The sequence below is a fragment of the Terribacillus saccharophilus genome (genome assembly GCF_046592595.1).
In the GTDB taxonomy this organism is placed as follows: domain Bacteria; phylum Bacillota; class Bacilli; order Bacillales; family Amphibacillaceae; genus Terribacillus; species Terribacillus saccharophilus_C.
The window spans coordinates 284,498-308,652 of sequence record NZ_JAWVPF010000005.1 but is presented as its reverse complement, the minus strand read 5'-3'; the positions used below and the strand labels follow the sequence as shown (position 1 = coordinate 308,652).

General features: G+C 41.3%; 22 protein-coding genes and 1 riboswitch. Of the genes, 16 read left to right on the top strand and 6 right to left on the bottom strand.

What is annotated here, in order from left to right:
• The first annotated feature begins 113 nt into the window (after window positions 1-113).
• The 6 genes from SFC25_RS10845 (at window position 114) to SFC25_RS10820 (ending at window position 5,962) form a co-directional block, all read left to right on the top strand.
• Entirely contained in the window at window positions 114-1,253 is a 1,140-nt protein-coding gene (locus tag SFC25_RS10845; protein WP_411215282.1) for a sensor histidine kinase, read from the top strand.
• Window positions 1,246-1,878 (top strand): response regulator, encoded by a 633-nt coding sequence (locus SFC25_RS10840; protein WP_411215281.1) that lies wholly within the window; start codon window positions 1,246-1,248, stop codon window positions 1,876-1,878. Before SFC25_RS10845 ends, SFC25_RS10840 begins: the two co-directional genes overlap by 8 nt.
• A gap of 108 nt (window positions 1,879-1,986) precedes the next feature.
• Complete coding sequence (locus tag SFC25_RS10835) at window positions 1,987-2,919, top strand: ABC transporter ATP-binding protein (protein ID WP_411215280.1); 933 nt, start codon at window positions 1,987-1,989, stop codon at window positions 2,917-2,919.
• A gap of 9 nt (window positions 2,920-2,928) precedes the next feature.
• On the top strand, window positions 2,929-4,197 hold the full coding sequence (locus SFC25_RS10830) for an ABC transporter permease (RefSeq protein WP_411215279.1): 1,269 nt from the start codon (window positions 2,929-2,931) through the stop codon (window positions 4,195-4,197).
• Window positions 4,194-5,291 (top strand): ABC transporter permease, encoded by a 1,098-nt coding sequence (locus tag SFC25_RS10825; RefSeq protein ID WP_411215278.1) that lies wholly within the window; start codon window positions 4,194-4,196, stop codon window positions 5,289-5,291. The genes SFC25_RS10830 and SFC25_RS10825 overlap by 4 nt, the downstream gene beginning before the upstream one ends.
• Window positions 5,292-5,425: 134 nt before the next feature.
• Window positions 5,426-5,962 carry a GNAT family N-acetyltransferase gene (locus SFC25_RS10820; protein WP_411215329.1) on the top strand — a complete coding sequence of 179 codons (537 nt, stop codon included), beginning with the start codon at window positions 5,426-5,428 and terminating at the stop codon, window positions 5,960-5,962.
• A gap of 540 nt (window positions 5,963-6,502) precedes the next feature.
• Here SFC25_RS10820 and SFC25_RS10815 read toward each other — a convergent pair.
• Both SFC25_RS10815 and SFC25_RS10810 read right to left on the bottom strand, forming a co-directional pair.
• Window positions 6,503-6,919, bottom strand: a complete 417-nt coding sequence (locus SFC25_RS10815; protein ID WP_411215277.1) for a DUF6508 domain-containing protein — start codon at window positions 6,917-6,919, stop codon at window positions 6,503-6,505.
• A gap of 98 nt (window positions 6,920-7,017) precedes the next feature.
• Window positions 7,018-7,344, bottom strand: coding sequence for a hypothetical protein (locus tag SFC25_RS10810; protein ID WP_411215276.1), 327 nt, complete (start codon window positions 7,342-7,344; stop codon window positions 7,018-7,020).
• 456 nt (window positions 7,345-7,800) lie between these two features.
• On the opposite strand from SFC25_RS10810, the gene abnB reads away from it, so the two are divergent.
• From abnB to SFC25_RS10795, 3 genes are all read left to right on the top strand, one after another.
• Window positions 7,801-10,146: an arabinan endo-1,5-alpha-L-arabinosidase AbnB gene (gene abnB, locus SFC25_RS10805; protein WP_411215275.1), complete on the top strand. Its 2,346-nt coding sequence runs from the start codon at window positions 7,801-7,803 to the stop codon at window positions 10,144-10,146.
• A gap of 826 nt (window positions 10,147-10,972) precedes the next feature.
• Complete coding sequence (locus tag SFC25_RS10800; RefSeq protein WP_411215274.1) at window positions 10,973-11,344, top strand: iron chaperone; 372 nt, start codon at window positions 10,973-10,975, stop codon at window positions 11,342-11,344.
• Between the two features lie 84 nt (window positions 11,345-11,428).
• Window positions 11,429-12,634 carry a CynX/NimT family MFS transporter gene (locus tag SFC25_RS10795; protein ID WP_411215273.1) on the top strand — a complete coding sequence of 402 codons (1,206 nt, stop codon included), beginning with the start codon at window positions 11,429-11,431 and terminating at the stop codon, window positions 12,632-12,634.
• A 501-nt stretch (window positions 12,635-13,135) separates the two neighbouring features.
• Here SFC25_RS10795 and SFC25_RS10790 read toward each other — a convergent pair.
• Together SFC25_RS10790 and SFC25_RS10785 are read right to left on the bottom strand one after the other, a co-directional pair.
• Complete coding sequence (locus SFC25_RS10790) at window positions 13,136-13,483, bottom strand: hypothetical protein (protein WP_411215272.1); 348 nt, start codon at window positions 13,481-13,483, stop codon at window positions 13,136-13,138.
• A 286-nt stretch (window positions 13,484-13,769) separates the two neighbouring features.
• The gene (locus SFC25_RS10785; RefSeq protein ID WP_411215271.1) at window positions 13,770-14,630 is read right to left on the bottom strand and encodes a hypothetical protein; all 861 of its coding nucleotides are present in this window, start codon (window positions 14,628-14,630) and stop codon (window positions 13,770-13,772) included.
• A 252-nt stretch (window positions 14,631-14,882) separates the two neighbouring features.
• On the opposite strand from SFC25_RS10785, the gene SFC25_RS10780 reads away from it, so the two are divergent.
• The 6 genes from SFC25_RS10780 (at window position 14,883) to SFC25_RS10755 (ending at window position 21,091) form a co-directional block, all read left to right on the top strand.
• Window positions 14,883-15,632 (top strand): helix-turn-helix domain-containing protein, encoded by a 750-nt coding sequence (locus SFC25_RS10780; RefSeq protein ID WP_411215270.1) that lies wholly within the window; start codon window positions 14,883-14,885, stop codon window positions 15,630-15,632.
• The gene (locus SFC25_RS10775) at window positions 15,629-16,219 is read left to right on the top strand and encodes a GNAT family N-acetyltransferase (RefSeq protein WP_411215269.1); all 591 of its coding nucleotides are present in this window, start codon (window positions 15,629-15,631) and stop codon (window positions 16,217-16,219) included. Before SFC25_RS10780 ends, SFC25_RS10775 begins: the two co-directional genes overlap by 4 nt.
• The gene (locus tag SFC25_RS10770) at window positions 16,216-17,211 is read left to right on the top strand and encodes an alpha/beta hydrolase (RefSeq protein WP_411215268.1); all 996 of its coding nucleotides are present in this window, start codon (window positions 16,216-16,218) and stop codon (window positions 17,209-17,211) included. Before SFC25_RS10775 ends, SFC25_RS10770 begins: the two co-directional genes overlap by 4 nt.
• Window positions 17,212-17,538: 327 nt before the next feature.
• A complete protein-coding gene (locus tag SFC25_RS10765; protein WP_411215267.1) occupies window positions 17,539-19,101 on the top strand; it encodes an EAL domain-containing protein in 1,563 nt (520 codons plus the stop codon).
• Window positions 19,091-20,377, top strand: coding sequence for a diguanylate cyclase domain-containing protein (locus SFC25_RS10760; protein ID WP_411215266.1), 1,287 nt, complete (start codon window positions 19,091-19,093; stop codon window positions 20,375-20,377). Before SFC25_RS10765 ends, SFC25_RS10760 begins: the two co-directional genes overlap by 11 nt.
• A 132-nt stretch (window positions 20,378-20,509) precedes the next feature.
• Window positions 20,510-21,091, top strand: a complete 582-nt coding sequence (locus SFC25_RS10755; RefSeq protein ID WP_411215265.1) for a GNAT family N-acetyltransferase — start codon at window positions 20,510-20,512, stop codon at window positions 21,089-21,091.
• 13 nt (window positions 21,092-21,104) lie between these two features.
• Here the strand turns inward: SFC25_RS10755 and SFC25_RS10750 are convergent, their stop codons facing one another.
• Window positions 21,105-22,283, bottom strand: a complete 1,179-nt coding sequence (locus SFC25_RS10750) for an MFS transporter (protein ID WP_411215264.1) — start codon at window positions 22,281-22,283, stop codon at window positions 21,105-21,107.
• 97 nt (window positions 22,284-22,380) lie between these two features.
• On the bottom strand, window positions 22,381-22,695 hold the full coding sequence (locus tag SFC25_RS10745) for an ArsR/SmtB family transcription factor (protein ID WP_038565330.1): 315 nt from the start codon (window positions 22,693-22,695) through the stop codon (window positions 22,381-22,383).
• Window positions 22,696-22,830: 135 nt separating this feature from the next.
• Window positions 22,831-22,930: riboswitch (purine riboswitch) on the top strand.
• A gap of 53 nt (window positions 22,931-22,983) precedes the next feature.
• On the opposite strand from SFC25_RS10745, the gene SFC25_RS10740 reads away from it, so the two are divergent.
• Complete coding sequence (locus SFC25_RS10740; RefSeq protein WP_411215263.1) at window positions 22,984-24,147, top strand: MFS transporter; 1,164 nt, start codon at window positions 22,984-22,986, stop codon at window positions 24,145-24,147.
• The last annotated feature ends 8 nt before the right edge of the window (window positions 24,148-24,155 follow it).

Below are 24,155 nucleotides of genomic sequence, written 5' to 3'. Positions count from 1 at the left end.
AACTCGCTATAGAAGTTGTTCGTAGCGCATATAAAATACAAACAAAGAAGCACCATACTTATTATTTATGAGTATGGTGCTTTTTTTCGAGTCAAAGAAAGGAGGAATCATAAGTGAAGAAAACATATTTTATTTGGCTTTCTATTTACTGTATTGTTTGGGCTTCTGTCTGCTGGGAATTAGCCGCGTATCTAAATGCAGAACAACTATCAGCCTTGAGCATTTTTCTTCTCCTATTATTCATTGTGCCGCTGTTTAAAGAAAAAACGCTTATACAAACTTTGATATTCTGTGCACAAGCACTACTGACAATCCTCATCTTTTATCCTATTAATGATAAATTGAGCTTATATATAATTCTTGTACAATCACTAATAATGGCCGAAGCAGTTTTTTATCTTACAAGATTAAAAAGTTTGATTGTGATTGCTGTGCAACTTGTTAGTGTTGCAGTCATTTTGTTGATATCGGAATTCACTCCCTCGCAATTAGCTTGGAATGGGCTATATTATCTTTTACTAGTAACTGCTTTACTTTATCACCAAATCATACATAACAGAGAAAAAGAGGCCCGATTGAGCAATGAAGCCCTACTCGAAGAATACAGAAGAATGAAAAGGCAGCTTCTTGTAGAAGAACAGCAGGCAAGGCAAGATGAGCGGATGCTGATTGGTCATGAGATTCATGATTCTGTTGGCCACAAACTGACGGCTTTGCTGTTTCAGTTTGAGGCTTTTCGTTTAACGGCGGCTGAGAAGGATAAGGAAACAGTCGGGAAGCTGAAGGAGCTGGCTGAACAGAGCTTGGAGGAGACGCGGCAGGCAGTGAAGTCATTCAAGCAAAGGGAAGTAGGCGGACTGCAGGGTGTGATTCGGCTGATCCGAACTTGGGAGATAGAGAGCTTTATAAAAATAAATTTTTCAGTAAGGCATGGGGCGTTTGCGGCTCCTTTGACGGGTGAGCAGTCTTTTGCGATTTATCGTGCTGTGCAGGAGGCATTGACGAATATTATGAAGCATAGTTCTACAAGAGAGGCGCAAGTGATATTCGAATCTCCTGGCGGCAGTATTTTTCGGTTTGAGGTGATTAATGCTGCGCCGCATGATCGCTATTTTCAAGAAGGGTATGGGTTGAAGGCGATGCGGGATCGCTTAGAGAAAGTGGGCGGTTCGCTTGAGATTGATTATGGAGAACATCGATTCTTAGTTAGAGGCACGATAAGATTATCGGACTGGAGCGGTTCATATGATTAAGATTTTACTGGCGGAAGATCAGGTGATGGTTCGTCAGGGGTTAAAGGCCATGATTGAAACAGATGAAGAAATAAGCGTGACTGGGGAAGCAGATAATGGGAAAGAAGCAGTCAGTCTATGTGAAAAGCAGCTTTTCGATGTAGCCATATTGGATATTCGTATGCCTGTGATGGACGGTATTGAAGCTGCGAAAATCCTGCGCATACGTTTTCCTCATATAAAGGTTCTCATGCTTACCACCTTTGATGATAACGAATATGTTATGAACGCTTTGAAGCTTGGGGTTAGCGGCTATATGCTGAAGAATGGAGATACGGCTTCGCTTATTCGATCCATTAAAAGTGCGTTGAGCGGCGGCTTATCCCTAGAAGATCAGGTTGCATCAAAGGTTATGCCGATTCTGCTGCAAAACCAGGAAGAGAAACAAATTGATCCGACGCTGACTCCAAGGGAAAGAGCGATATTGAAGTGTATCGGTGAGGGGCTAAATAACAAAGAAGTGGCGGAACGATTAGGCTTGTCGGTCGGGACGGTCAAGAATCAGACAAGTCACGTTCTGGATAAATTGGAATTAAGAGATCGGACACAATTAGCTATTTATGCGATACGTCATCGACTTGTATAAAAAAGTGACGAAAGTAATAAGTGCCCAATCGTGGAATGACCATAGTCAGTAATGGCTTTGGTTTTTTTTATTTATGATGCTAGTAACAACAATAAAGGGGGCAAAAACATGCTTGAAACGATCAACTTAAGCAAGTCCTTCAAAGGGAAGAAGGTTGTGCAGGATATCAATTTATACCTGGATAATGGCGAATCCGTTGGGCTGCTGGGTCCAAATGGAGCCGGAAAATCCACAACGATTTCCATGATCTCCACTTTGATCAAGCCGACGAGCGGCAGAATAACGCTGAACGGTGTGAACGCGGTAGATAAACCAGGTGAAATCAGAAAAGTATCAGGTGTGGTACCGCAGGAATTGGCATTGTATCAGGAACTGTCTGCCTATGAGAATCTTAAGTTTTTTGGATCTGTCTATAAACTGAGAGGCAAAGCTTTAGAAAAAGAGATCCAGCAGGCTTTGGAGTTTGTCGGGCTGGAAGATCGCAAAAAGGAATTGGTGAAGACCTATTCCGGGGGGATGAAGCGCCGGCTTAACATAGCGGCAGCATTATTGCACCGCCCAAAGATTCTCATCTTGGATGAACCTACAGTAGGTATCGATCCGCAATCCAGAAATCATATTTTGGAAGCCGTGCGCGCACTGAACAAACAAGATGGAACAACAATCCTTTACACAAGTCACTATATGGAAGAAGTGGAGCAGCTCTGTGACCGATTATACATTATGGATCATGGCAAGATCATAGCTGCTGGAACTAAAGATGAATTACTCAGCATCCTGTCGACCGAGGATAAGATTAGAGTGGAGTTAAATAAGCTGGATGAAGCCTTTGTAGAACAGGTTAAGACAATGGAAGGTGTCCGGAAGATAGAAGTAACCGAATCAGAGTTGAAGATCATCGCAGCCAAAGGAGCGAACTTGATTAGCAAACTGGTTCATCTTACAGAACAGCATCATGTCCAATTAATTAATTTCCAGAGAGAAACACCTAGTTTAGAAGATGTGTTCCTTCACTTGACCGGACGAACGCTGCGAGATTAAAGGAGTGACATGATGCGGAGTTTTATCAAAAAGGATATGTTGATATTCTGGCGGGATTGGAAAGAGCTTCTTACGATATTATTGCTTCCTATCATTTTGATACTCGTGTTGAACTATGCTTTTGCTGGGGTGATTGGTGATGACGAGGCATCAATGGATTTGCAGTTGGCGGTGGTGAATCAAGATGATGAAAATGAGGCAATGCAGCAGCTGAACGAACGATTGATCAACGAAGCTGCGATAGGAGAACAGGAAGCAAAAGCGATAGTAGGTGCTGCCGGGGAGGTTCAGCCAGTTCAATTACTATCGGACTATCTTGGAAGTGAAGACTTAAAGGGATGGGTGACGATTCATCATCTGAAGGAAAAGGAGGCTGCTGAGAAAATCAAAGAAGGCGAACTGGATGGTATGCTGATTATTCCGCAAGGTTATACCGCAGATAGCCTATATGCAAGCTTCACAGGAGAATCTCCAACGACACCACTGATTTATAAAATAGAAGAAGAGACGATAGACAGCAATGTGATGCGGCAGCTGATCCAAGGGTTTATTGATCAATTAAATTATCAATTCGCTATACAGGACATAACTGGTGGTGAGGAAATAGACGTTGCGTTCCCTGAAGGCGGATTCGAGGACATAGGCACAGCGTACGATTTCACGCTGACCCAGTATTTTACGATAGCGATGGGGGCTTTATTTTCCTTGTTTGTCGTAACGACGGTAGCCATGAAAACAGGAGTGGAAATCAGGGACCAAGTATTCAATCGGATTTTATTGACGAATAGCCATCCGATGCGGTTTTTAATTGGCAAGATGGTATCGACAGTTTGTCTTGTCATGTTGCAAATCATCTTTGTTCTGATTGTTGCCCACTTTATCTTGGATGTATTTCCGGATAGAACACTGACCTTTTGGGTTGGTATCTTTGTGATGATGTTCCTGCTTGCTTTGGTAATGTCCGGCCTAGCAGCGATCTTTACAGCAATCTTATTGCGAATGACGGATATAGACGCAGCCAATGGATTCTTTATGTTGATTTTATTGCTTTTCGGTACGCTTGGAGGAGGATTTGTTCCCATCTATATGATGCCTGGATGGCTGCAGGAAATTGGAGAATGGACGCCGAACGGTCTTTTCCTAGCTCTGCTGACAGAGTGGGTCCAATATGAGGATCTCTCCCTCACAGTCCAGCCAAGCTTATTCCTGATTGGCATTTTCCTTTTATTCATTTTCATTGGCCTAGCTTTGTTTCCGAAAAGGGGGAAAGCACAATGAAAAGCGTATTATGGGTGCAATTTTCGAAGGATAAACGAAACCCGCTGCTGATTCTGTTATTGATTGCAGGAAGTATCGGTGCTGCTCTTTTATTAGGCGGTGGAGTTCAATCATTGACAACCGTTGCGATTTTCAGTGAAGAAGCCAATGCAGAGGAAATCGAGAAAAAGTGGGAAGCGTTACTAAACACGGATGACTCCGTCAAATTTGAAGTGGTGGAACCAGAAGAAGCGCGTGAAGATATAAAGAAAGGGAATATCGATGTGGCAGTGAAGGTCACGGAGGATGACTACCGCATCCTGTCCTCCAATAGGATTCCCAGCATTTCATTTATTGAAGAGCATGTGAATAGTGTGTTTCAACGTGAGGCACAAATCAAAGCGATAGAACAACAAGGAGATAAGGATATCCGGGATGAGTTGGAGAGCTATCTGGACGATGCGCCATTTCAAATGGAAGTGCAAGGGCTGGATAGTGAACAGATTCCTACGTACAACGTGCGGACACAGCTACTTTTTGCCTTCACTTTCCTGATAGCTATGTTTATCCTTGGATTCAAGGTCAACAATGTGACACATGATAAGGTATCTGGTATTTGGGACCGGATGATTTTATCACCTATGAAGAAGACGAGTATGTACAGTGGCTATCTGTTATATAGCTTTCTCATTACAATGCTTCAGATTGTTGTCGTGCTGATCGTGTTTAAGTATGTCATGCATTACGATGTGGGAGATAAACTCTGGCTGATTATACTCATCACGGCATGCTTTACATTCGGCATGATCAGTATCGCTATGCTGATTACCGGTTTTGTCAGGACGCCAGAGCAGTTTTATGCGATATACCCGTCCCTCATTCCCTTGATTCCGCTTGTCAGCGGAGCCTATATGGTGCCGGGAACGATTACAAATCCTGTGTTACTGTTCATTGCTGATTTATTCCCGCTGGCGCACGCGATGGAAGCTATCATGGCGGTAGTCTTCTATGGTGCTGGTCTGCAGGATGTCGTGATGTCTCTGCTGTATATACTGCTGATTGGTATCGTGGCGATGGGATTGGGACTTAATCTTGTGGAGCGGCGGAGCAGGTAGGTTTGTATGAGACTGAATCACTGATTCAGTCTTTTTTTCATAAATCTCTTTACACATTATTCCATAAAACAGATAATTTATATATGGATCCTGAAAGGAAATAAAGCAAATAGGAGACTGTTAGCATGCGAGCATTGGAGTTGCCAAATGTAAAACTGAGAGAATTAACACTTGCTGATGCAGAAGATCGTTATCGATGGTGTCTTGATAAAGAAGTTATTAAGCATTTGAACATGCCTTCGAAGTATCCGCCCTTTAGCAAAAAAGAGACGGAAGAATGGATAATGGCATGCATGAACAGGACTAACGGCTACCATCAAAAAGCTATATTAACGGAACAAGGGAAGCATATAGGCTGGGTAGATTTGAAGAATATTGATAATTTAAATAAACATGCAGAATTGGGAATAGCAATCGGTGACAAAGTGTTTTGGGGAAAGGGATATGGATTAGCAGCCATGAGAGAGATGCTGTGTTGGGGATTCGATCTGTTAGATTTAAACAAGATTTGGTTAAGAGTAGAGATTGATAATTTAAAAGCGATTACATCATATAAGCGTATTGGGTATGTTGAAGAAGGTATCTTAAGGCAAGACCGATTAAGGAATGGAGAATATGTCGATCGGCTAAGGATGAGTATGCTTAGAAGTGAGTTTCTCGATAGATGTTAAAATACAGCACTCGCATCTTGGGAATGGGATAAGTTAGATAGAAATAGGGCCCTCTTCGTGTTCTTTATGTTCATTAAGAGACTCTTAGACTTTTGTGAAAGGAGTAAGCTTGTGAAAGTGCATGGACCAAAACGTCGTGCGGATCGACGGCCGCCGAAACCGAGCAGCATGCCATTTGACAGGAAATATGTGTCCAAAGCCTATCTAGTGGGATTACCAATGTGCTTAATGATTTTGGTTATTATGTATCTTACGGATGATACTGATTTGTCATCTGTATTTATCATTTCATATATATTATATCCTTTTGCGAAGTTTTTCTACGATTTGGTTATGGGTTTTTGGCTGGGTCGGTAAAATAAAGAACGCATCGAACTACGCAATAGAAAGGTCATTAGACCAGATACAGTATGCTATGTATGGTTTTTTCGTGTTTTTCTCAAGTTTGTTGCTGGCACCCCTTGGTATGCTGTTTTTGCTGGCGAGATATCTTTTGAGAATTTATCGCGTTAAAAAGAAAAAATATTAGAAGGGTTATATTTATTCCTTGTCATACCATCTGATCAAGCAATGTAAAATAGTATCTAGTAATCCAATCTCAGCTGTCCTTGCAATGGCTCCATCGCCAAAGCGTTCGCTGCGAACAATGTAAGTGGCAGTGCGAATGGCATCTGCAACGCTTAATTCTTTAGAAGGTGAATGGTCGGGGAATCCGTTACTTCTCCAATTGTATAAATGAGTTATTGCGCCGACAGTGTATAGCAGATTCGTTACTTTATCTATACGTTCACTATAGACTGGATATTTTAATGCATGCTCGTTTCTTCCATTTGCCCATACCGCGTTGCGGTCTTCAGCCGTCATCTCTTTTGCGGCAGAACGCAATTCCTCCCAGGCTTCTGTTTTCGTCCGCTCCAGTTCGCTAATGATTTCAGTATCATTTGGATAACCAGTCATTTTCATCGATCCTCCCTGTGATTAAATCTTTTTCCTAACTAAATTTGTGCAGATTACCTTCAGGTAACTCTCATAAAACGCTCTTGATAATATAAACTTCATAAAAGTATGGCGTATGGTATGGCAAATATCAAAATAGAAACAACTAAAATAACCAGCAGAATAATACCTGATGTCTTCCAGAAAGACTTCTTCTCCGCTTTTGATTTAAAGGGGATCATAAATAAGAAGGAGATTATGACTGCCAATAAGGCCATGCCAAAAATCGAAAGTGATATGGTTAAGAAAATGCCGAGAAATATTCCTTGTGCAAACGTCTCCAATGCCTGCATTCCTTTATCGATAGACTTGAATACTTCATTTAACCCATAGTCTTCTCCTTCGATTACAGAAGATTGTACAAGCAGCTTATGAAATAGCCTCATTGTGATTTTCCTCCGATAACAGTTTCAAAAAAACTTGAACTATTTCCCGCGATCCTTCTCTTTTTCAAAGATTACAGCAATTAGATAATAGCATACTAGTATTTAAATCTCATTCATAATGGTACTGCAGCGCTGGTGCCTTTAAAAAAGGAAGAGCAGCAATTAGGAACTGATGAGGTCACTGGAACCATCCAATGAAAACAATCATTTTCGCTAATAAAATCCAGATATATTTGATAGGTGGATAATGATTGAACAACTTTTTGTTTTATCGGGAAATTTGTACGTATATGTTAAAGTTGGTTAGTTAATGTTCCATACGTATACATTTATGAAGATAGTTTTAAAGAATCTATTTATTAAACAAGGATTTTATACTTATTGACAACTTTATCTATTCCTCTTAATCTAAAACCAGCATTATGAAAGCGTTACCAAATGTTGAGGAGGAAAGAAATGAAAGCTAACAAGCGTATACTCGTAACGTCGTTGTTGTCTGCTGCATTACTTATACCTGCTATTCCAGGCGCGGATATCCTGGCAAAGGATAAAACTGATAGAGAGAAGATACCTGTTTTTGAAAATGCTTCTGTCCATGATCCATCCTTCATTGAAGTGGACGACCAGTACTACGTTTTTGGCTCCCACCTAGCTGCTGCGAAAACCAATGACCTTATGAAATGGAAGATGGTAGATTCAGGTGTGCGTGATGGTAATAAGCTCATTCCTAATGTAACAGAAGAACTTAGGGAGACACTGGAATGGGCGCAGACGGATACGCTTTGGGCTGCGGATGTTATCCAACTGGCAGATGGGAAGTTTTATATGTATTACAATGCGTGTAAAGGAGATTCACCGCGTTCTGCAATGGGTGTGGCAGTGGCCGATAATATTGAAGGTCCATACAAGGATACCGGGATTATCCTGAAGTCGGGTATGTGGGATGAGCCAAGTGAGGATGGTACGATTTATGATGCGACAAAGCATCCGAATGTGGTAGATCCGGATGTGTTCTATGATGAGGATGGTAAGCTGTGGATGGTGTATGGCTCCTACTCTGGCGGTATATTCATTATGGAAATGGATGAAGAGACAGGCAAGCCGCTTCCGGGCCAAGGATATGGGAAGAAGCTGATGGGCGGCAACCATAGCCGAATTGAAGGACCAGCTATGATGTACAGCCCGGAAACTGATTATTACTATATGTTCCTATCATTCGGCGGGCTAGATGCTATTGGCGGCTACAATATTCGGGTGGCGCGTTCTAAGTCCCCGGATGGACCGTTTTACGATGCAGAGGGAAATGACATGATTGATGTGAAAGCAGATCCGAATCTGCCTCTGTTTGATGATAAGTCTATCGAACCTTATGGTGTGAAGCTGCTTGGGAACAACTTGTTCGAGAAGAAGGTCGGTGATCCAGGAGCGGAGCCGGGTATCGGCTATGTTTCGCCAGGGCATAATACCGCTTTTTACGATGAAGACACGAAGAACCACTATTTAATCTTCCATTCTCGTTTCCCTGAGCGTGGTGAGGAACATGAGGTGCGGGTCCATCAGATGCATATGAACGATAGCGGCTGGCCGGTCGTCGCGCCTTCTCGAAATACGAATGAGAAAGAAGCAAAGATTAAGCGCAAGGATATGGCTGGGGACTATCAGTATGTGAACCATGGGAAAGATATATCTGCTGATGTAAAGGTATCAGAGCAGATTACCCTGAAAGAAAATGGGAAGGTCGAAGGTGCTGTAAAAGGCAAGTGGAAGTACGGCAAGGATAATGAGATTACCCTCACGCTTGATGGTGAGAAGTATAATGGATTCTTCTTGAAACAGTGGGATGAAGCGGCGCAGAAATATGATACGACTTTCACTGCTTTATCTGAAAAAGGTGTCGCAGTCTGGGGTAATCGAATGGAAAACATGAAAGATAAAGAAATAGTTGCGGCAGTGAAGAAGGATCTGAGCATCTCAAACAGCGTTAATCTATTTCAGAATATAGAGCTGCCGACAGAAGGGACGCATGGATCCACAATCAAGTGGACGTCATCCAATTCAGATGTGATCGAGACTGATGGTACGATACACCGGCCAGCGGCAGGGAGCGGAGATGGCAAAGCTACACTGACCGCTAGTATTCAAGCAGGAAAAAAGAAAGATACGAAAACATTCCAAGTGACAGTAAAGCAACAGGCTTCTGAGCCAGAAATTGCGCAATATAACTTTGGCAATTCGGGCAGTAAGGAAGCAGCTGATTCCTCCGGCAGCAATCTGCCTGCACAGCTGAAAGGGAACGCTGTGCAAACCGAGGATGGCAAGCTGGCGTTGGATGGGAAAGATGCTTATGTGGAACTCTCTCCACTCGTTGCAGATGCAGAGGACTTCACGTTTTCCGCCTGGGTGAACTGGCAAGGCGGTGCAGCATGGCAGCGAATTTTTGATATTGGCGAAAGCAACGGCAAAAACATGTTCTTCACCCCGTCTGACGGCAGCGGCAAGCTTCGATTTACCATTCATAATGGAGTTGACCAGAACATAACAGCTGATAGTGTATTGGCTGCAGGTGAATGGGTACATCTTGCGGTGACACTGGAAGGTGATACCGGAAAACTGTACATGAATGGAGAGCTTGCGGGGACGAATGAAAGTATTACTGCTAACCCAGCCGATATTCTTGGAAACACAAACTATCTGGGGCGAAGCAGGTATGCTGCGAATGCGTTCTTTGGCGGGCAGATGGATGATGTTGCCGTGTATCGGAAGGCTTTGAGCGAAGAGGAAATAAACGAACTGGCTAATTGAACAGGCGTAATCAGAACACCTCTTTTCATGGAGGTGTTCTTTTTATTTTAACGCGTAAGCTTATCCGAGTTCAGCTTTTACAAGTCGTTCTAATTCTGTTCTAAAGCTATGTAGATCGCCTTTGTCGTCATATTCCATAATTTTAGCTCGGATAGAAACGTTCATAAGAAGAATAGGATTGTATTCCTTTACTAACAGACGGAACCAGTCCTGTTTTTGAAGCAGCTTTACATTCTTTTTGTATCTTTTGCTATTCTTTGAGGGAATTGAGTTCTCCAAGAATAACATGATGAGACTCGCAAAGTTTCTTAGCAAAAATTCCATTAAATCATTTTCCTTTGGGATTGAGATAAGTATTAATTTGATTTTAACATGGTGAGAGGAATAATATTCCTTTTTTGATTATAATAGAAAATAGGAAACAGAAGTTTAGGGTGATAATGGTGCGTATTCATAGAAATAAATATCAATCGGCTGCGTCAGAGTATTGTAATGAAGCTATATTCTCTCTTATTATAGGAGTCTTCTCGATAGTAGGAGTCTTTCTTTTGGGGAGTGGGGCAACTCTTGGTGGATTTGGACTTGGAATTGCATACATAGCGCATAGAGATATTAAAAAGAGCAGACGGAAAGGGCGGAAGTTAATGGTGTCAGGTATAGTGTGCAGTTTAATTGGTATAGTGAGTAGTTTTATTTGGTAGTTTCCAAACCGGTTAATACCAGGAACTATCCCTAGTCAACTTTCCTTTTTCCAGGCTTGTGGTTATAGTAGGAATATAATCTTTAGTTCTTTATTAAATGAAAAATTTATCTTGGGGGTAAGCAGATGAATGTATTTGCAGAATATCTAGCTCAGATAGACAACCCGCAGCATCGGGAACGAACGGAAGAAGTGCTGAAATGGGTGGCTGAGAAATATCCTAATATGGAACAGAAAATAGCCTGGAATCAGCCGATGTTTACTGATCATGGCACATTTATTATTGGCTTTAGCATCGCCAAACAGCATTTGGCTGTTGCGCCGGAAAAGGCGGGAATAGATCATTTTTCTGATGATATTGTGCAGGCAGGTTATGACTATACAAAGCAACTTGTTCGAATCAAATGGGATGGACCTGTTGATTATTCATTATTAGAAAGAATGATAGAGTTCAATATTACAGACAAAGCAGACTGTACGACTTTTTGGCGGAAATAATGAAAGTGAGTGGAGAACACCACTAACTGGTTTTTCTTTGCTGGGGATTCTCCCAGCGTGCTGGACAGAGTAAGGAGAAGACATATGGAACAATCTAATCAATTAAAACAGAATGCCTCACGTATTGGAGTCGTTGTATTAGTCTTAAGCATTCTGCTTGTCGGTGCTAACTTGCGTGCACCGATAACAGGGTTAAGTCCGTTAATAGACAATATTCGTTCAGATACGGGCATTGGCAATGCTTCAACAGGTATGCTGACTACTTTGCCTTTGATTGCATTTGCGGTATTTGCGCTGGTCGCGCCAAGAATTGCTAGGCGTGTAGGTATTGAAAGAACTTTATTTGCTGGACTGATTATCATAGCTGTTGGACTTATATTTCGGTTTTTCTCACCAGTATGGATGCTTTTCGTTGGGACGGCTTTAGCGGGGATTGGTATTGCCATGGGGAATGTGCTCTTGCCGGGTTTAATCAAGCGGGAATTCCCTAAAAATGTAGGCGTGATGACTGGAGCTTATGCGATGACCATGAACGGGATGGCTGCGCTTGCTTCTGGAATTAGTGTTCCTCTTTCAAACGGCCTTGGTAGTGGATGGCATGGCTCGCTCGCAGTATGGGTGATTTTGACGCTTGTCACGATGGTCGCTTGGATACCACAGCTGCGCCAAAAAGTAACAACATCATCCATTTCCCTTCCTAAGAAAGGAAAGAAACTATGGTCATCGAGTCTCGCCTGGAAAGTAACAGGTTTCATGGGATTGCAATCGCTATTGTATTACATCATGATCACCTGGATGCCCACAATACTTCAAAATCAAGGCTTTAGTGAATCAACAGCTGGCTGGCTTTTAGCTCTCACGCAGCTTTGCAGCTTGCCGACTTCATTTTTGCTCCCGGTCCTAGCTGGTCGTCTTGCAGGACAAAGAGGCATAGTGAGCATCATAGCTTTATGTTTCGTTATAAGCTTCTCCGGGTTGTTAACGGGTATCACATGGATTAGTGTTATCAGTGTATTGCTGTTCGGATTAGCAGGAGGCGGTGTGTTCAGTCTCGCAACAATGTTTTTTGTATTACGGACACACTCAGCTCAGGAATCCGCAGAATTATCAGGGATGGCACAGTTTGTCGGGTATCTATTAGCTGCAGTAGGGCCAACATTATTTGGCTTAATTCATGATGTTACGTCAAGCTGGACAGTGCCACTAGCATTGTTGGTTGCGGTGGCTGTAGTGCTCTGGATTGTTGGTATGGGAGCGGGGAAGAATGCTTATATCAATCAGCAGCACTAATCAAAAAGGCTAACTCCTTATAGCAAGGAGTTAGCCTTTTGATGCTAGTTCTTCTTCGATTGTTCCGGACGCAGGAATGAGGGTATTAAGGTCTCTTTTGCACTTATCTGCAGTCATTTAATATTCACAACTTGTATCCTTACACTCGTCTTTACGTTCAGGGAACTTTTCTTCTATGCTTATGCCTTTAAAAGTGAGATCTTCGTTCAAACTAATTGAGAATTCAATCTCGTTCACGGTCCCATCCACTTTTAGACTTCCCATTTGTCCTCGATAAGGCTCATCTAACTTAATTGATTCTACGGATTCATAATTGTTTTCAATATAACTTGATGCCACTTTTTTAGCTTCAGTAATTGTTTGATCATCATATCGTTTTGAACAGCCAGTAATTGTTAAGAGGCAAAGAAATGATATTGGAAGTATAATTTTTTCATATTACCTCACTAATATTAGAATAGCTGATAATGAGATTAATATATCGGTAAAAGGATTTGGATTCTAGTAATCACAACTCTTTTTGCTGCATTCTTCAAATCTTTCAAGAAATCCCTCGCCTAAACTGATTGAACCAACTGTAAAGTCATTGTTTAAGCTTATGGAAAAACCGGATTGCCCGTCATTAACAGTTCCATCAACTTTCATGCCGCCCATTGGTGATTGATAGGGTTCTTCCAACTCAACAGATTCAATATTCCGGAAGTTATTTTCAACATAGCTTTTGGCTGCCGCTTCTGCTTTTACGATTGTTTCTTCATCATAAGAATTATCACCCCGGATTGCCAGACATCCTCCTATTAGGGTGAAACAAATAAAACAAGTTATTGCGAATACACGTGTTTTTCTCATAGAGCACCTCTTTAGCCAGCGTGAAAATATGGTATATATTATGCGTATTTAGAAATCATGGGTAACTTTAGGCATCATTGAAGACAAAAAAAACCAAAACCATGGAAATTGTTATCAGAATCCGTGGGACTGAACCCCCTAAAACTACCACAAAAGAAGTGGAACGTCATTCTTAGGGTGAGTATCAGAGTCAGAGGCGGAATGTGATAAAATATGAATTACATGTCCTTAAACTAAAAAAGTGAGAATCCGCCCGAAAAACCAGCGGATTCTCTTTTTTATGTTACTACTCATTCGTAATCGGATACAGCTCATACTCCCACTTATGCGTACATTCCTCCAGCATGTAGTAATTCCTTTCCTCGTTACGTACAATGCGGGTGCATTGCTGCCTGGGAATTGGAGCTTGATCATCGGGATTCTGCACTTCAATCCAATATTGACCTGATAAATCGTCATAGCGAGTTACGAGTGTGTTTCCGTTTATGGAAATTTCATCTCCGTCTGTTTTCTGTTCTGCTTTCTCGATAAATTGTTCAATCTCTTTCTTATCAATGAATTGGGAATCAGGAGATGTCGATTTAAAATCTGTTTGGCGTGAATCTGAATCTAAATGTATTTCCTTAGGTCCCTCAAAAGTAATGAAACGTACAATACGTTTCGTAACCCATTCACTATTGTCAATTCCTAAAATTTCTTCCGCATTTAAACTTCCAGGGTTTTCTGTACCTTGAACCATGATTTGGATTGATTGGTCGCTTAGTTCTTTACCAATCAAACCGTACTTCGTCTTATAAAAATCATAATAATAGGTTGTTTCGCCTAGCGTGAACTTTCGGTATTCCACTACAAGTGCTTGCTGATTATGAGGAGAATCTATTTTTTTATAACTGGTTTCTCCTATCCAAATAAAGAAAGCATATATCAGCATAATGGCAGTTCCTAGCAATACACCAGCAACAACTAATAAATTATTGATTATAGACTGGCGAAAGCCGATTATTGCTAAGACAATAATATTAGCGGCAATCGGAATGATATAACCAGTAGGTTTCAAGAAGAGAAAATAATAGCTAAACACATGCATGATAATTAATAACAAGTCTATGGAACCGATGAAGATGAGAGACCATTTCGTTTTTGTCATTGCCATTTCTCCAAACATAATTAATAATCTTCTGTATATTAACATAAATTTACATATACTGTGCTGAGGGTCATACAATACATAGAGTAGATGGGGAGCTGATGAGGGGAATACAGCAGAAGAAGAAAAACATATAAAACCTTCCGTCAGGAGAGATGGAAGGTTTTTTGAATTGAACTAATAACTTTCAACTTCTTATTGACTGTGTGGTAACCACACGGTTTATGCTATTGCTATAGAGGGGGAGTTATAATGCAATTTTTGACGAGCGGCGAATTAGTGAAATTACTTGATATAACGAAATACACATTAAGATATTATGAAGAACAGCAGTTGATACAGCCAGCATTCATTGATTCCAATGGGTATCACATGTATGGAGAAGATGAAGTTTACGCTATGGCACATGTTCTGCTTCTCAAGAAAATTGGATTTTCCATAAAAGATATAAAAAGCAGTTTGGAGAATGAACTAGATCAAACAAAAACATTAACATCTGTACTATCAAGAATCGAAGATGAAATGGAGCAACTTAATAATACGAAGAATAAAGTCCAAACAATTCTCGGTCTTCAGCAAAAAGTATCAAACGGTCTAATTACTGAAACGAAAGAAATTCGATCATTTACATACCTTCCTGATGAATTTGTGGATGAAGCCTATAATCTGAATTTGAAAAGGTTAGCGAAACGGAAGGATGATAGTCTGACGATTTTGGATGAGATTTCTTATGTCATTACAGAGAACGGTGAGAAGATCAAAGTAATGTTTGGAAGCACGAAGGAAGAAGCGGAGCATATGATGCCAAGCGGAACTTACTTTTGTAAGAAAATCACTATTGAACAAGAAGAAGAACTCGAGCAAGAAATACAGTGTTTTTACGATGATCTAGCTCGGCTTGATGCTGAATACGAAGATAGCTTATTTATTCATGAGGAAGCATATCTGTCTGCTTTCTATACCAGGTCCATGGTTTATAGTCTGGAGGTGAGAGCGAAATGAATATTTCTAAAGACGGTATGGACAATGAGATAGAAGAAATGACGAATTTATTGATGGAGGGTTTTGGCGGAAAGATTGGTACCTTGAAATTACCTGGTAAGGAAGAAGAATTTATGCTGCGCTGTCTGGCAGATCACATCGTGAAGAATCATTGGGATAATTTAATCATCATACGTGATAAGAAGATACAAGGCATTTTATTCATTAAACCGAAGAAATGGAATGTAAGTGAGATATCGACCCGGTTGTTCAAAAAACTGCGCCTTCGCTCATTTTTAAAAGCAAGCATGTTTCTTTGGATGCTTGATCATAGTACTAAAGGGAAGGAGATTCATATTGACTTCCTTGTAGTATCTGAATCAAACCGGGGGATAGGTATTGGAGGCCGCCTGATTGAAACTCTTAAAAGACGTGTAGATGCAGATCAATATATTACATTGTTTGTTTCCGTCACTAATGTTGCTGCTAGAAGGCTTTATGAGAAGCAAGATTTTCAGATTAAAAGAAAAGGAACAAGTGTAATCGGAGCAAGCTTTCACGGAATTAGGAATTGGTGCTTTATGGAATGGAGAGGCTCTTGCATATGAAAAAGAGATATAAGTTGCTCATTAGCATTCTGTTCGTTATTATGCTGGTCGCTGGTGTCTTCTTCTATGAGAATAATTATGCAATGTCAGAAAAAGATGTCACCATAAGAACGGAGCAAGGACGTTTAGCTGGGTTTGTTGCACTGCCTGAAGAGAAGAACGAAGGCGTTGTTATCTTTGTACACGGAGATGGTGCACAGAATGCAACACAAGACGGTGGCTATAAGCCTTTGATGGAACGTTTTGCTAAACAAGGTTATGCATCTGTTTCATGGGATAAACCTGGGGTCGGAAAATCAACAGGAAATTGGTTAGACCAAACAATGGAAGAACGTGCACAAGAAGTAGAAGAAGTAATGGAATGGGCGGAAAACCAAGATGATATAAATACCGAAAAAATCATTCTCTGGGGAGCCAGTCAAGCAGGGTGGGTCATTCCAAAAGTACAGCAAGAACGCGAGGAAGTCACAGCGTCTATCTTAGTTGGCCCTGCCATTAATTGGCTTCGCCAAGGGGCGTATAATACTACTGAGGAAATGAGGAGTGAAGGAAAAACTGAAGATGAGATAATGCAGGTGCTAAACAACGATAAAAAAGAGTCTGATCTTATCCGTGCAGGTGCTTCTTATGAGGATTACATAGAGGAAACTGCAGATGACAGTCTTTCTGAAGAGAGATATGTATTCGTTCAAAAGAATATCTTAGCTGATGCAACGAAAGATATTGAGAAAATTGAGTCTCCTGTACATATTGTACTGGCCGAAAACGACCTGAATGTGGATTCAAATGAAACAGAAAAAACGTATAAGCAGCTGTTGCCAAAGTCACAATTAACGGTAAGAACCATATCCGGAGTTGGTCATTCTATGTTGAATCCAGTACTTCATGAGTCGAAAATCCTGACTTATCTGAGTGCAATCTTAGCACCAAAAGATACGCTTATAAGCGAGGAGTACCTTGATTATTGTGAGGAACTAATCCGTCACATGTAAAACTTTTCTTTTATAAAGGAAAAACCGTCAGCAGCTAATGCGGACGGTTTTTGATTATCAGTTTATAAATTGAATCCTACCTCCTAGTATAGGGTATAGATACTGTAACCCCTGAAATATAAGAGAGTTGTTCTATATAACAATCTGGATTCCTGTATTTGGATTATTAAAAAGTATCGTATCCAGCCGGGGATGATTGTATAATCATGAAGCATAACAGATTTATTTATTACAGCAGCAACAATAGCCGTTTAAGATAAAGAAATCGTCTTACTAAGCAAACCAGCAGCATGAGTTAAAGACCTAGCAGAATGAGGTGTTGCAATAGTGAATTTATATAAATCAACGAAAGAAAAATGGGGAGAAGAGTTGCAATGCGCACTGGATAGGGAAGAATTTTGTCTTCTTTATCAGCCGAAGCTCAACCTGCAGACGGGGAGATTGTCCGGAGTGGAGGCGTTGATCCGCTGGGATCATCCTGAGCAAGGAATCATCTCCCCGCTTGAATTCATACCTGCTGCTGAAGAGACAAGAATGATTCTGCCCATTGGGGAGTGGGTGCTCCGGACAGCTTGTTTGCAGAATAAAGCATGGCAGGAACAAGGTCTGTCTCCTATGATCATGGGGGTCAATCTTTCCGCTTCCCAGCTATACCAAGGTGATCTGGCAGAGAAGGTGCAGTATATTTTGGATGAATGTGGCCTCTCTCCGGAGTATTTAGAGCTGGAGATTACCGAGTCTATGACGATGGATGTCGATTATGTACTGCCTATTTTGCATAAGCTGAAACAGATAGGAGTCCGAATCAGTCTGGATGACTTTGGTACTGGATATAGTTCTCTTTACCATTTGAAGGAATTTCCAATCGATATTATAAAAATAGATCGTTCCTTTGTACGTAATTGCACAGTTGACGCAAAGGACGCTACTATTGTCAAAACTATCATTGCCATGGCTCATCAATTAAAGCTGGAAGTGATCGCTGAAGGTGTGGAGTCCAAAGATCATCTTGTCTTTTTGCAGCAGAATCTTTGTAATGAGGCACAGGGATATCTTTTCAGTAAACCTGTTTCGCCAGAGGTATTCACAAAGAGTATTCCAGATTTGGAAAGGATTATTCCTGATGAAGGCATCTCCTTGGAGAAATCCAACGAGACTTGGCTTCAAAATGATGCAGAAGCTACCTATAAGGACTTGCATGAAGCTGTTCGAAAACAGCGGGGCATGATTTTTAAATATAAAAAAGAAAATGATCGGTTTGTCCACAGCTTTTGTGAAGGAGAACTAATCTACCGTTTGCAGTTTACCCCAGATCAGCTTATCGGAAAGGAACTAAAAGATTTTCTCCCTATTAATGAAGTAGAAAGGAAAATGGATTTCTATGACCGCGCGTGGAATGGAGAAGAGAATGTCATCTACAATTCTAATGTAAATGGTTTGTCGTATGTCACTTCGCTGCGGCCTATCATACGAGGGGGAAAGGTAGTTGAAGTAGTTGGATGTTCCGTGGATACCACAACGAGAAAGAGCATGGCATTTGGTTCAGATGATTTGAAGTATCGAATGATTGCGGATAATGTCCAGGACTTGATATGTATCATAAATTCGGAAGCCATTATCCTATATGCTTCCCCGTCCCATCAGAAGCTTCTGGGTATAACTCCGGAAACCTTAATAGGTGAGAGTGCTTTTAAATGGATTCATTCTGACGATGAAGAATTGATTCAAAAACAGATCCATCAAATTGTGACATTGAAAACTGCTCGTCAAGTGAAGTTCAGATTCACATGTGCTGATGGATGGCTCCCGGTTGAAGCTATTGGAACACCTGTATTGGATGAACAGGAGGAAGTGGAATATATCGTGGTGGTGTGCCGGAATGCATCGTAAACATAAGCGTTATATGGTCGGGAAATTTGACGCACAGCAATTGGTGCTGCTGGAATTATTACCTATAGCTATTGTCATCCATAGGAAGGGTAAAATTCAGCATGCGAATGCATCTTTTGTGAATTTGATTGGAGCTTCTTCTATTCAAGAAGTAAAAGAAAAATCTATTTTTGATTTTTCCCTGCCGGCATATACAGATATGTTTCAAAAGCCTTTCCAGCAGTCCAATCAAGCTGGGGCAGTGGTTTCGCCATCAGAGGGGAAATTGGTGCGATTGGATGGGGCAATAATAGATGTTGAGGTGGAAGGTATCTCCGTAGATTACAAAGGCGACCATTCTTGTTTGATTATCTTTCATGAGATGACTGGAAGAAAAAAGGCTGAAGAAGCGTTGCAGCAAAGCGAGGCGCGGTATCGATTGATTGCTGAGAATATGACGGACTTACTTTGCATCATAGATTGGGATGGCTGTTTTAAGTATGCTTCTCCTTCCCATGTCACAGTTCTTGGTTTCCCGTCTGTAGCATATGAAGGCAAGTACGCAGGAGACTTCATGCACGATGATGACCGTAAGAAGGTGCGGGAGCAGCTGGATGAAATGGTTGCAACCAAAGAAGGTACTGTGCTGAAGTTCCGTTTTAAGAATATACGAGGTGAGTGGATTTGGCTGGAGGGCAAAGCAAATCCTATCTTTGATGAAAATGGCGTATTCAATCATTTCCTTGTTGTCTCTAGGGATATTACGGAAAGGTTGGAGCTTGAAGAGAAACTGACGTATATGGCTTATCATGACACGTTGACAGGACTGCCAAATCGAAGACTGTTCAAGGAAAAGCTGGATCAAGCGCTGGATGAGGCGAAGCAAACCAAGAAAAAGGTAGCTGTGATGTATTTGGATCTTGATAATTTCAAATATATCAATGATACACTTGGACATGATGTTGGTGATGAGCTGCTCAATCAATTCGCTCAGAGAGTGAAAGAATGTCTGGGGGATAAAGATGTTCTTTCGAGGCAAGGCGGAGACGAATTTACGATTCTTCTGCCGGGAATCGAGGAGGAACAGGATGCGATTCTCATAGCTGAAAATATCCGGGCATCTTTTCAGAGAGCATGGAATATTGGCAGAAATTTATTCACGACAACTTCCAGTATCGGAATTGCTTTTTATCCGGCTAATGGTACAAAAGGATATGAGCTGATGCGCAATGCGGACACTGCTTTATATCAAGCAAAGAAGGACGGCAAGAATATATATCGGTCATTCTCAGGATGACAGTCCATTTTATTGAAATCCTTGTTTACAGTTATTCTGTAGACAGGGTTTTTTTATTTCGGTAGCTTGAGATACGATACTAGTTTATCATGGTGGATATATATGGTAGAGAAATGATAGGGGGTAAATCTAATGCAAACGGAACACATACTTGAGAATCTTCCATCCTTGGAAACTGATCGTCTTCTTCTTCGTAAGTTGACCCTATCAGATGCAGAAGCAATATATGCCTATGGTTCGGATCCCGCCGTTTCTGAATTCGTAACCTGGCCTACGCACCAATCGATTGAGGATACACGACAATTCTTGGATATCATTCTTCATTTATACGAAAATAATCAAGCTGTTTTTTGGGGGATTGAGCTTAACGAAGAGAAACGCCTGATCGGAACAATCAATTATGTCTCTTGGCAGCAAAATCATCATGTTGGTGAAATTGGTTATGTACTAGCGCAGCCATATTGGAATAAAGGGTACATGACAGAGGCAGCAAAGAAAGTCATTCAGTTCGGTTTTGAACAGATGGAACTGGAGCGGGTTCAAGCGAAATGTGATGTGGAAAATAGTGCTTCGGAGAAAGTCATGCAGAGGGCAGGGATGTCATTTGAAGGGACATTAAGGAAGTTGCTTTATATAAAAGGAGTACAGCGTGATGTGAAAATGTACGCAATCACTAAATCTGATTTCTTACATACGAAAAAGACAGGTCGTTAACAACCTGTCTTTTTCATATTTGAATCAATTCTCCATTCGATAACTGATAAACGATAATAGGGAGGCGATAAGGGCACATACACCGCCTACAATTGCAAGGTTTTGGCAGGTTTCCGTATGCAACGACCAGACCGCCTAAAGCAGAACCAAGTGTAATACCGATATTGACGGACACAGGAGTCAGCGAGGAAGCAAAATCCCTGGCCGCTGTCGAATAAGCTGCTGCTTGGTCCATCAAATATATTTGAATAGTGGCATTCATAACGTAAATCATTACAGCCATCAGCATGATGCTGACTAATCCAGCAATTGTGATATCCATCGTCACGTACAGGGAGCCGATGATGATTGCTTGGATGATGAACGCATAACGCAGATCTCCAATGCCGTTGCGACCGGCTATCTTTCCAGCCAGGAGGTTGCTGCCGATGGAAAAGAGTCCGTATGCAAGCAAGACAAGCCCGACAGAGCTGGATGCAATACCTAGTTCGTCTTCGATGATAGGCGTGACATAGGTGTAGATGGTATATGTTCCAGCGATACTGAATGTCGGAATGAAGAAACCAACAAGGATTTTTGGATTTTTAAATAGTACAAGCTGCTTCACAATGGAGCTTTTCTCGCCTGCTGCGGTCTTAGGCAGGATAAACAAACTGATAATGAAGGCTATTACCCCAAGCAGTGCAGTAGTCCAGAATGTCAGATGCCAGGAACCTAATTGACCTATGAACGTACCAAGCGGTACACCTAAGACATTGGAAATCGTAAATCCGGCAAATATAAGTGCAATAACGGAAGAACGTCTAGCTGCTGGCATGGTGTCACTTGCTACTGTCATAGCTAAAGCGGTAAGGACACCGCTCGCTGCTGCTGTTACAATTCGTGCTGCAAGCAAAACGCCGAAGGATGATGTTAACGCACTGATAATATTACCTAGAATAAAGACGATAATAAGCGTGAGCATCAAAGGGTATTTCGGAAAACGGCTTACCCATCCAGTTAAAAGGGGTGTGCCAATTGCATAGGCAATGGCAAATCCCGATACAAGTGTTCCAGCAGATGCGACTGTTACGTTTAAATCGGCGGCTACCTCTGTCAGCAGGCCGACGATGACGAATTCGCTTGTTCCCATAACGAACGTCAATAAAGTTAAGGTGAATGCTAAAAATTTCTGTTTTTTACTTAAAGCCATCGTGTCACTCCAATTACGTTAAATATTTATATATCGGAATAAACCGATATTAAAAGTGGGAAGAAAAGAAATCCTGTAAAGGATCTCTTGCAAGTCGTTATAATTCTTTATCCAGGTAAGCTGCCAGCTTCTGAATTGTTTCTTCATTTCTGCGGTAATACGTCCATTGGTTATAACGGATCGACTCCAATAAACCTGCACGCTGCATCATGGCCAGATATTGCGACACCGTGGATTGAGAAGCTTGGACTTTTTCTTGAATGTCTCCGACACAGACACCGCCCTTGTAATGAACCTCCTTTGGCAGATGTGCCTGCTGCTTGGGAAAATGCTTCTCCGGTTCTTTTAGCCAATGCAGTATTTGCAGTCGTTTTTCATTCGACAAAGCTTTGAATAATTCGATTGTATTCATGCATCTATTGTATATCGGGTTTTTCCGATAAAGCAATAAAAAAGCTTAAACACTTTCTGTAAACGGTTGGAAATCCGCCTCTATTTGCTTCATCTTGCAGTTATGTCAGTATCTTGCTATAATGCTATAAGAAAATGGAATACGTTCGTGATACACTGTATAACCTCAATAATTTGGTTTGAGGGTCTCTACCAGGAGCCATAACTTCCTGATTACAGATTTAATCTGTAATTTGGGAGTTTTTTTATGTGCCATTTTCGAAAATAGGATATAGAAAGGAAATGGAAATTGAATTTTAGAGTCTTTATATTAGCTATTTCTGTTATATCGGTAGGGTTAGTTGAACTGATTGTCGGTGGGATATTGCCAACCATCGCGAATGATCTGCAGGTGTCGATTGGACAGGCAGGGCAGCTTATCACAGTATTCGCTTTGGTTTACGCTGTATCAGGCCCGATTTTATATACGATGACTGCAAATATTGAGCGGAAGAAGCTCTTGCTGCTGACGTTAAGCATATTTGTACTGGGGAACGTCATCACTTATGTGAGTCCGTCCTTTGTTTTTGTCATAATTGCTCGTATCATCACTGCAATGAGTACAGCATTAATTATCGTTCTTTCCTTGACGATTGCAGCAAAAATCGTCAAACAGCAGCATCGTGCAAAAGCAATTGGTCTTATATACATGGGGATCAGTTCCTCGCTTGTACTTGGAGTGCCAATCGGTATTATTATCAGTGATGCCTTTGGCTGGAGAATGCTGTTTTTGTTCATTGGCCTGATGGCTTTACTTTCCATGATATTGATTGCCTTCACACTTGATCGCATAGAGGTGGAGCAAGTGCAGTCCTTGAAGTCGCAGCTGAAAGCATTGCGAAATAAAAAAATGCTCACAGCACATTTGACGATGCTCTTCTTGCTTGCCGGTCACTATACAATTTACGCATATTTCACACCTTTCCTGGAATCAGAGTTAGGCTTGAATACGCAATGGATTAGTATTTGCTACTTTATCTTTGGTATTGCAGCTGTTGGCGGAGGAGCCTTTGGAGGCAGTCTGGCGGATAAATTTGGTTCCAAGGTGAGTATCATCCTTGTCGTGGTATCATTTGCGATTATCTTATTCCTGCTGCCGTTCTCTACGGTTTCCTTCCCGTTATTCCTTGTTGTGATGGTGATCTGGGCTGCATTAAGCTGGAGTCTTGCGCCGCCGCTGCAGAATTATATCATTGAAACGGATGCAGAGACAGCAGGGATACATCAGAGCTTCAATAATTCAGCACTGCAGATCGGTATCTCGTTAGGTTCGTTAGTGGGTGGGCTTGTTAACGGTGCTACATCCTCCATGCAAACGACAGCACATGTCGGAAGTTTATTAGTAATCTTCTCGCTTGCTTTTGCAGTTTGGTCGTTCAGAAGTGTAAATAAAACAGCTTTACGTTCCAGATAAAGGGATTT

Bases quoted from the DNA above. Each gene is read 5' to 3' on its own strand.
- SFC25_RS10840 (WP_411215281.1), top strand. From the start codon at position 1,246: ATGATTAAGATTTTACTGGCGGAAGATCAGGTGATGGTTCGTCAGGGG.
- SFC25_RS10835 (WP_411215280.1), top strand. From the start codon at position 1,987: ATGCTTGAAACGATCAACTTAAGCAAGTCCTTCAAAGGGAAGAAGGTT.
- SFC25_RS10830 (WP_411215279.1), top strand. From the start codon at position 2,929: ATGATGCGGAGTTTTATCAAAAAGGATATGTTGATATTCTGGCGGGAT.
- SFC25_RS10825 (WP_411215278.1), top strand. From the start codon at position 4,194: ATGAAAAGCGTATTATGGGTGCAATTTTCGAAGGATAAACGAAACCCG.
- SFC25_RS10815 (WP_411215277.1), bottom strand. From the start codon at position 6,919: ATGACTGGTTATCCAAATGATACTGAAATCATTAGCGAACTGGAGCGG.
- SFC25_RS10810 (WP_411215276.1), bottom strand. From the start codon at position 7,344: ATGAGGCTATTTCATAAGCTGCTTGTACAATCTTCTGTAATCGAAGGA.
- abnB (WP_411215275.1), top strand. From the start codon at position 7,801: ATGAAAGCTAACAAGCGTATACTCGTAACGTCGTTGTTGTCTGCTGCA.
- SFC25_RS10800 (WP_411215274.1), top strand. From the start codon at position 10,973: ATGAATGTATTTGCAGAATATCTAGCTCAGATAGACAACCCGCAGCAT.
- SFC25_RS10795 (WP_411215273.1), top strand. From the start codon at position 11,429: ATGGAACAATCTAATCAATTAAAACAGAATGCCTCACGTATTGGAGTC.
- SFC25_RS10790 (WP_411215272.1), bottom strand. From the start codon at position 13,483: ATGAGAAAAACACGTGTATTCGCAATAACTTGTTTTATTTGTTTCACC.
- SFC25_RS10785 (WP_411215271.1), bottom strand. From the start codon at position 14,630: ATGACAAAAACGAAATGGTCTCTCATCTTCATCGGTTCCATAGACTTG.
- SFC25_RS10780 (WP_411215270.1), top strand. From the start codon at position 14,883: ATGCAATTTTTGACGAGCGGCGAATTAGTGAAATTACTTGATATAACG.
- SFC25_RS10775 (WP_411215269.1), top strand. From the start codon at position 15,629: ATGAATATTTCTAAAGACGGTATGGACAATGAGATAGAAGAAATGACG.
- SFC25_RS10770 (WP_411215268.1), top strand. From the start codon at position 16,216: ATGAAAAAGAGATATAAGTTGCTCATTAGCATTCTGTTCGTTATTATG.
- SFC25_RS10760 (WP_411215266.1), top strand. From the start codon at position 19,091: ATGCATCGTAAACATAAGCGTTATATGGTCGGGAAATTTGACGCACAG.
- SFC25_RS10755 (WP_411215265.1), top strand. From the start codon at position 20,510: ATGCAAACGGAACACATACTTGAGAATCTTCCATCCTTGGAAACTGAT.
- SFC25_RS10750 (WP_411215264.1), bottom strand. From the start codon at position 22,283: ATGGCTTTAAGTAAAAAACAGAAATTTTTAGCATTCACCTTAACTTTA.
- SFC25_RS10745 (WP_038565330.1), bottom strand. From the start codon at position 22,695: ATGAATACAATCGAATTATTCAAAGCTTTGTCGAATGAAAAACGACTG.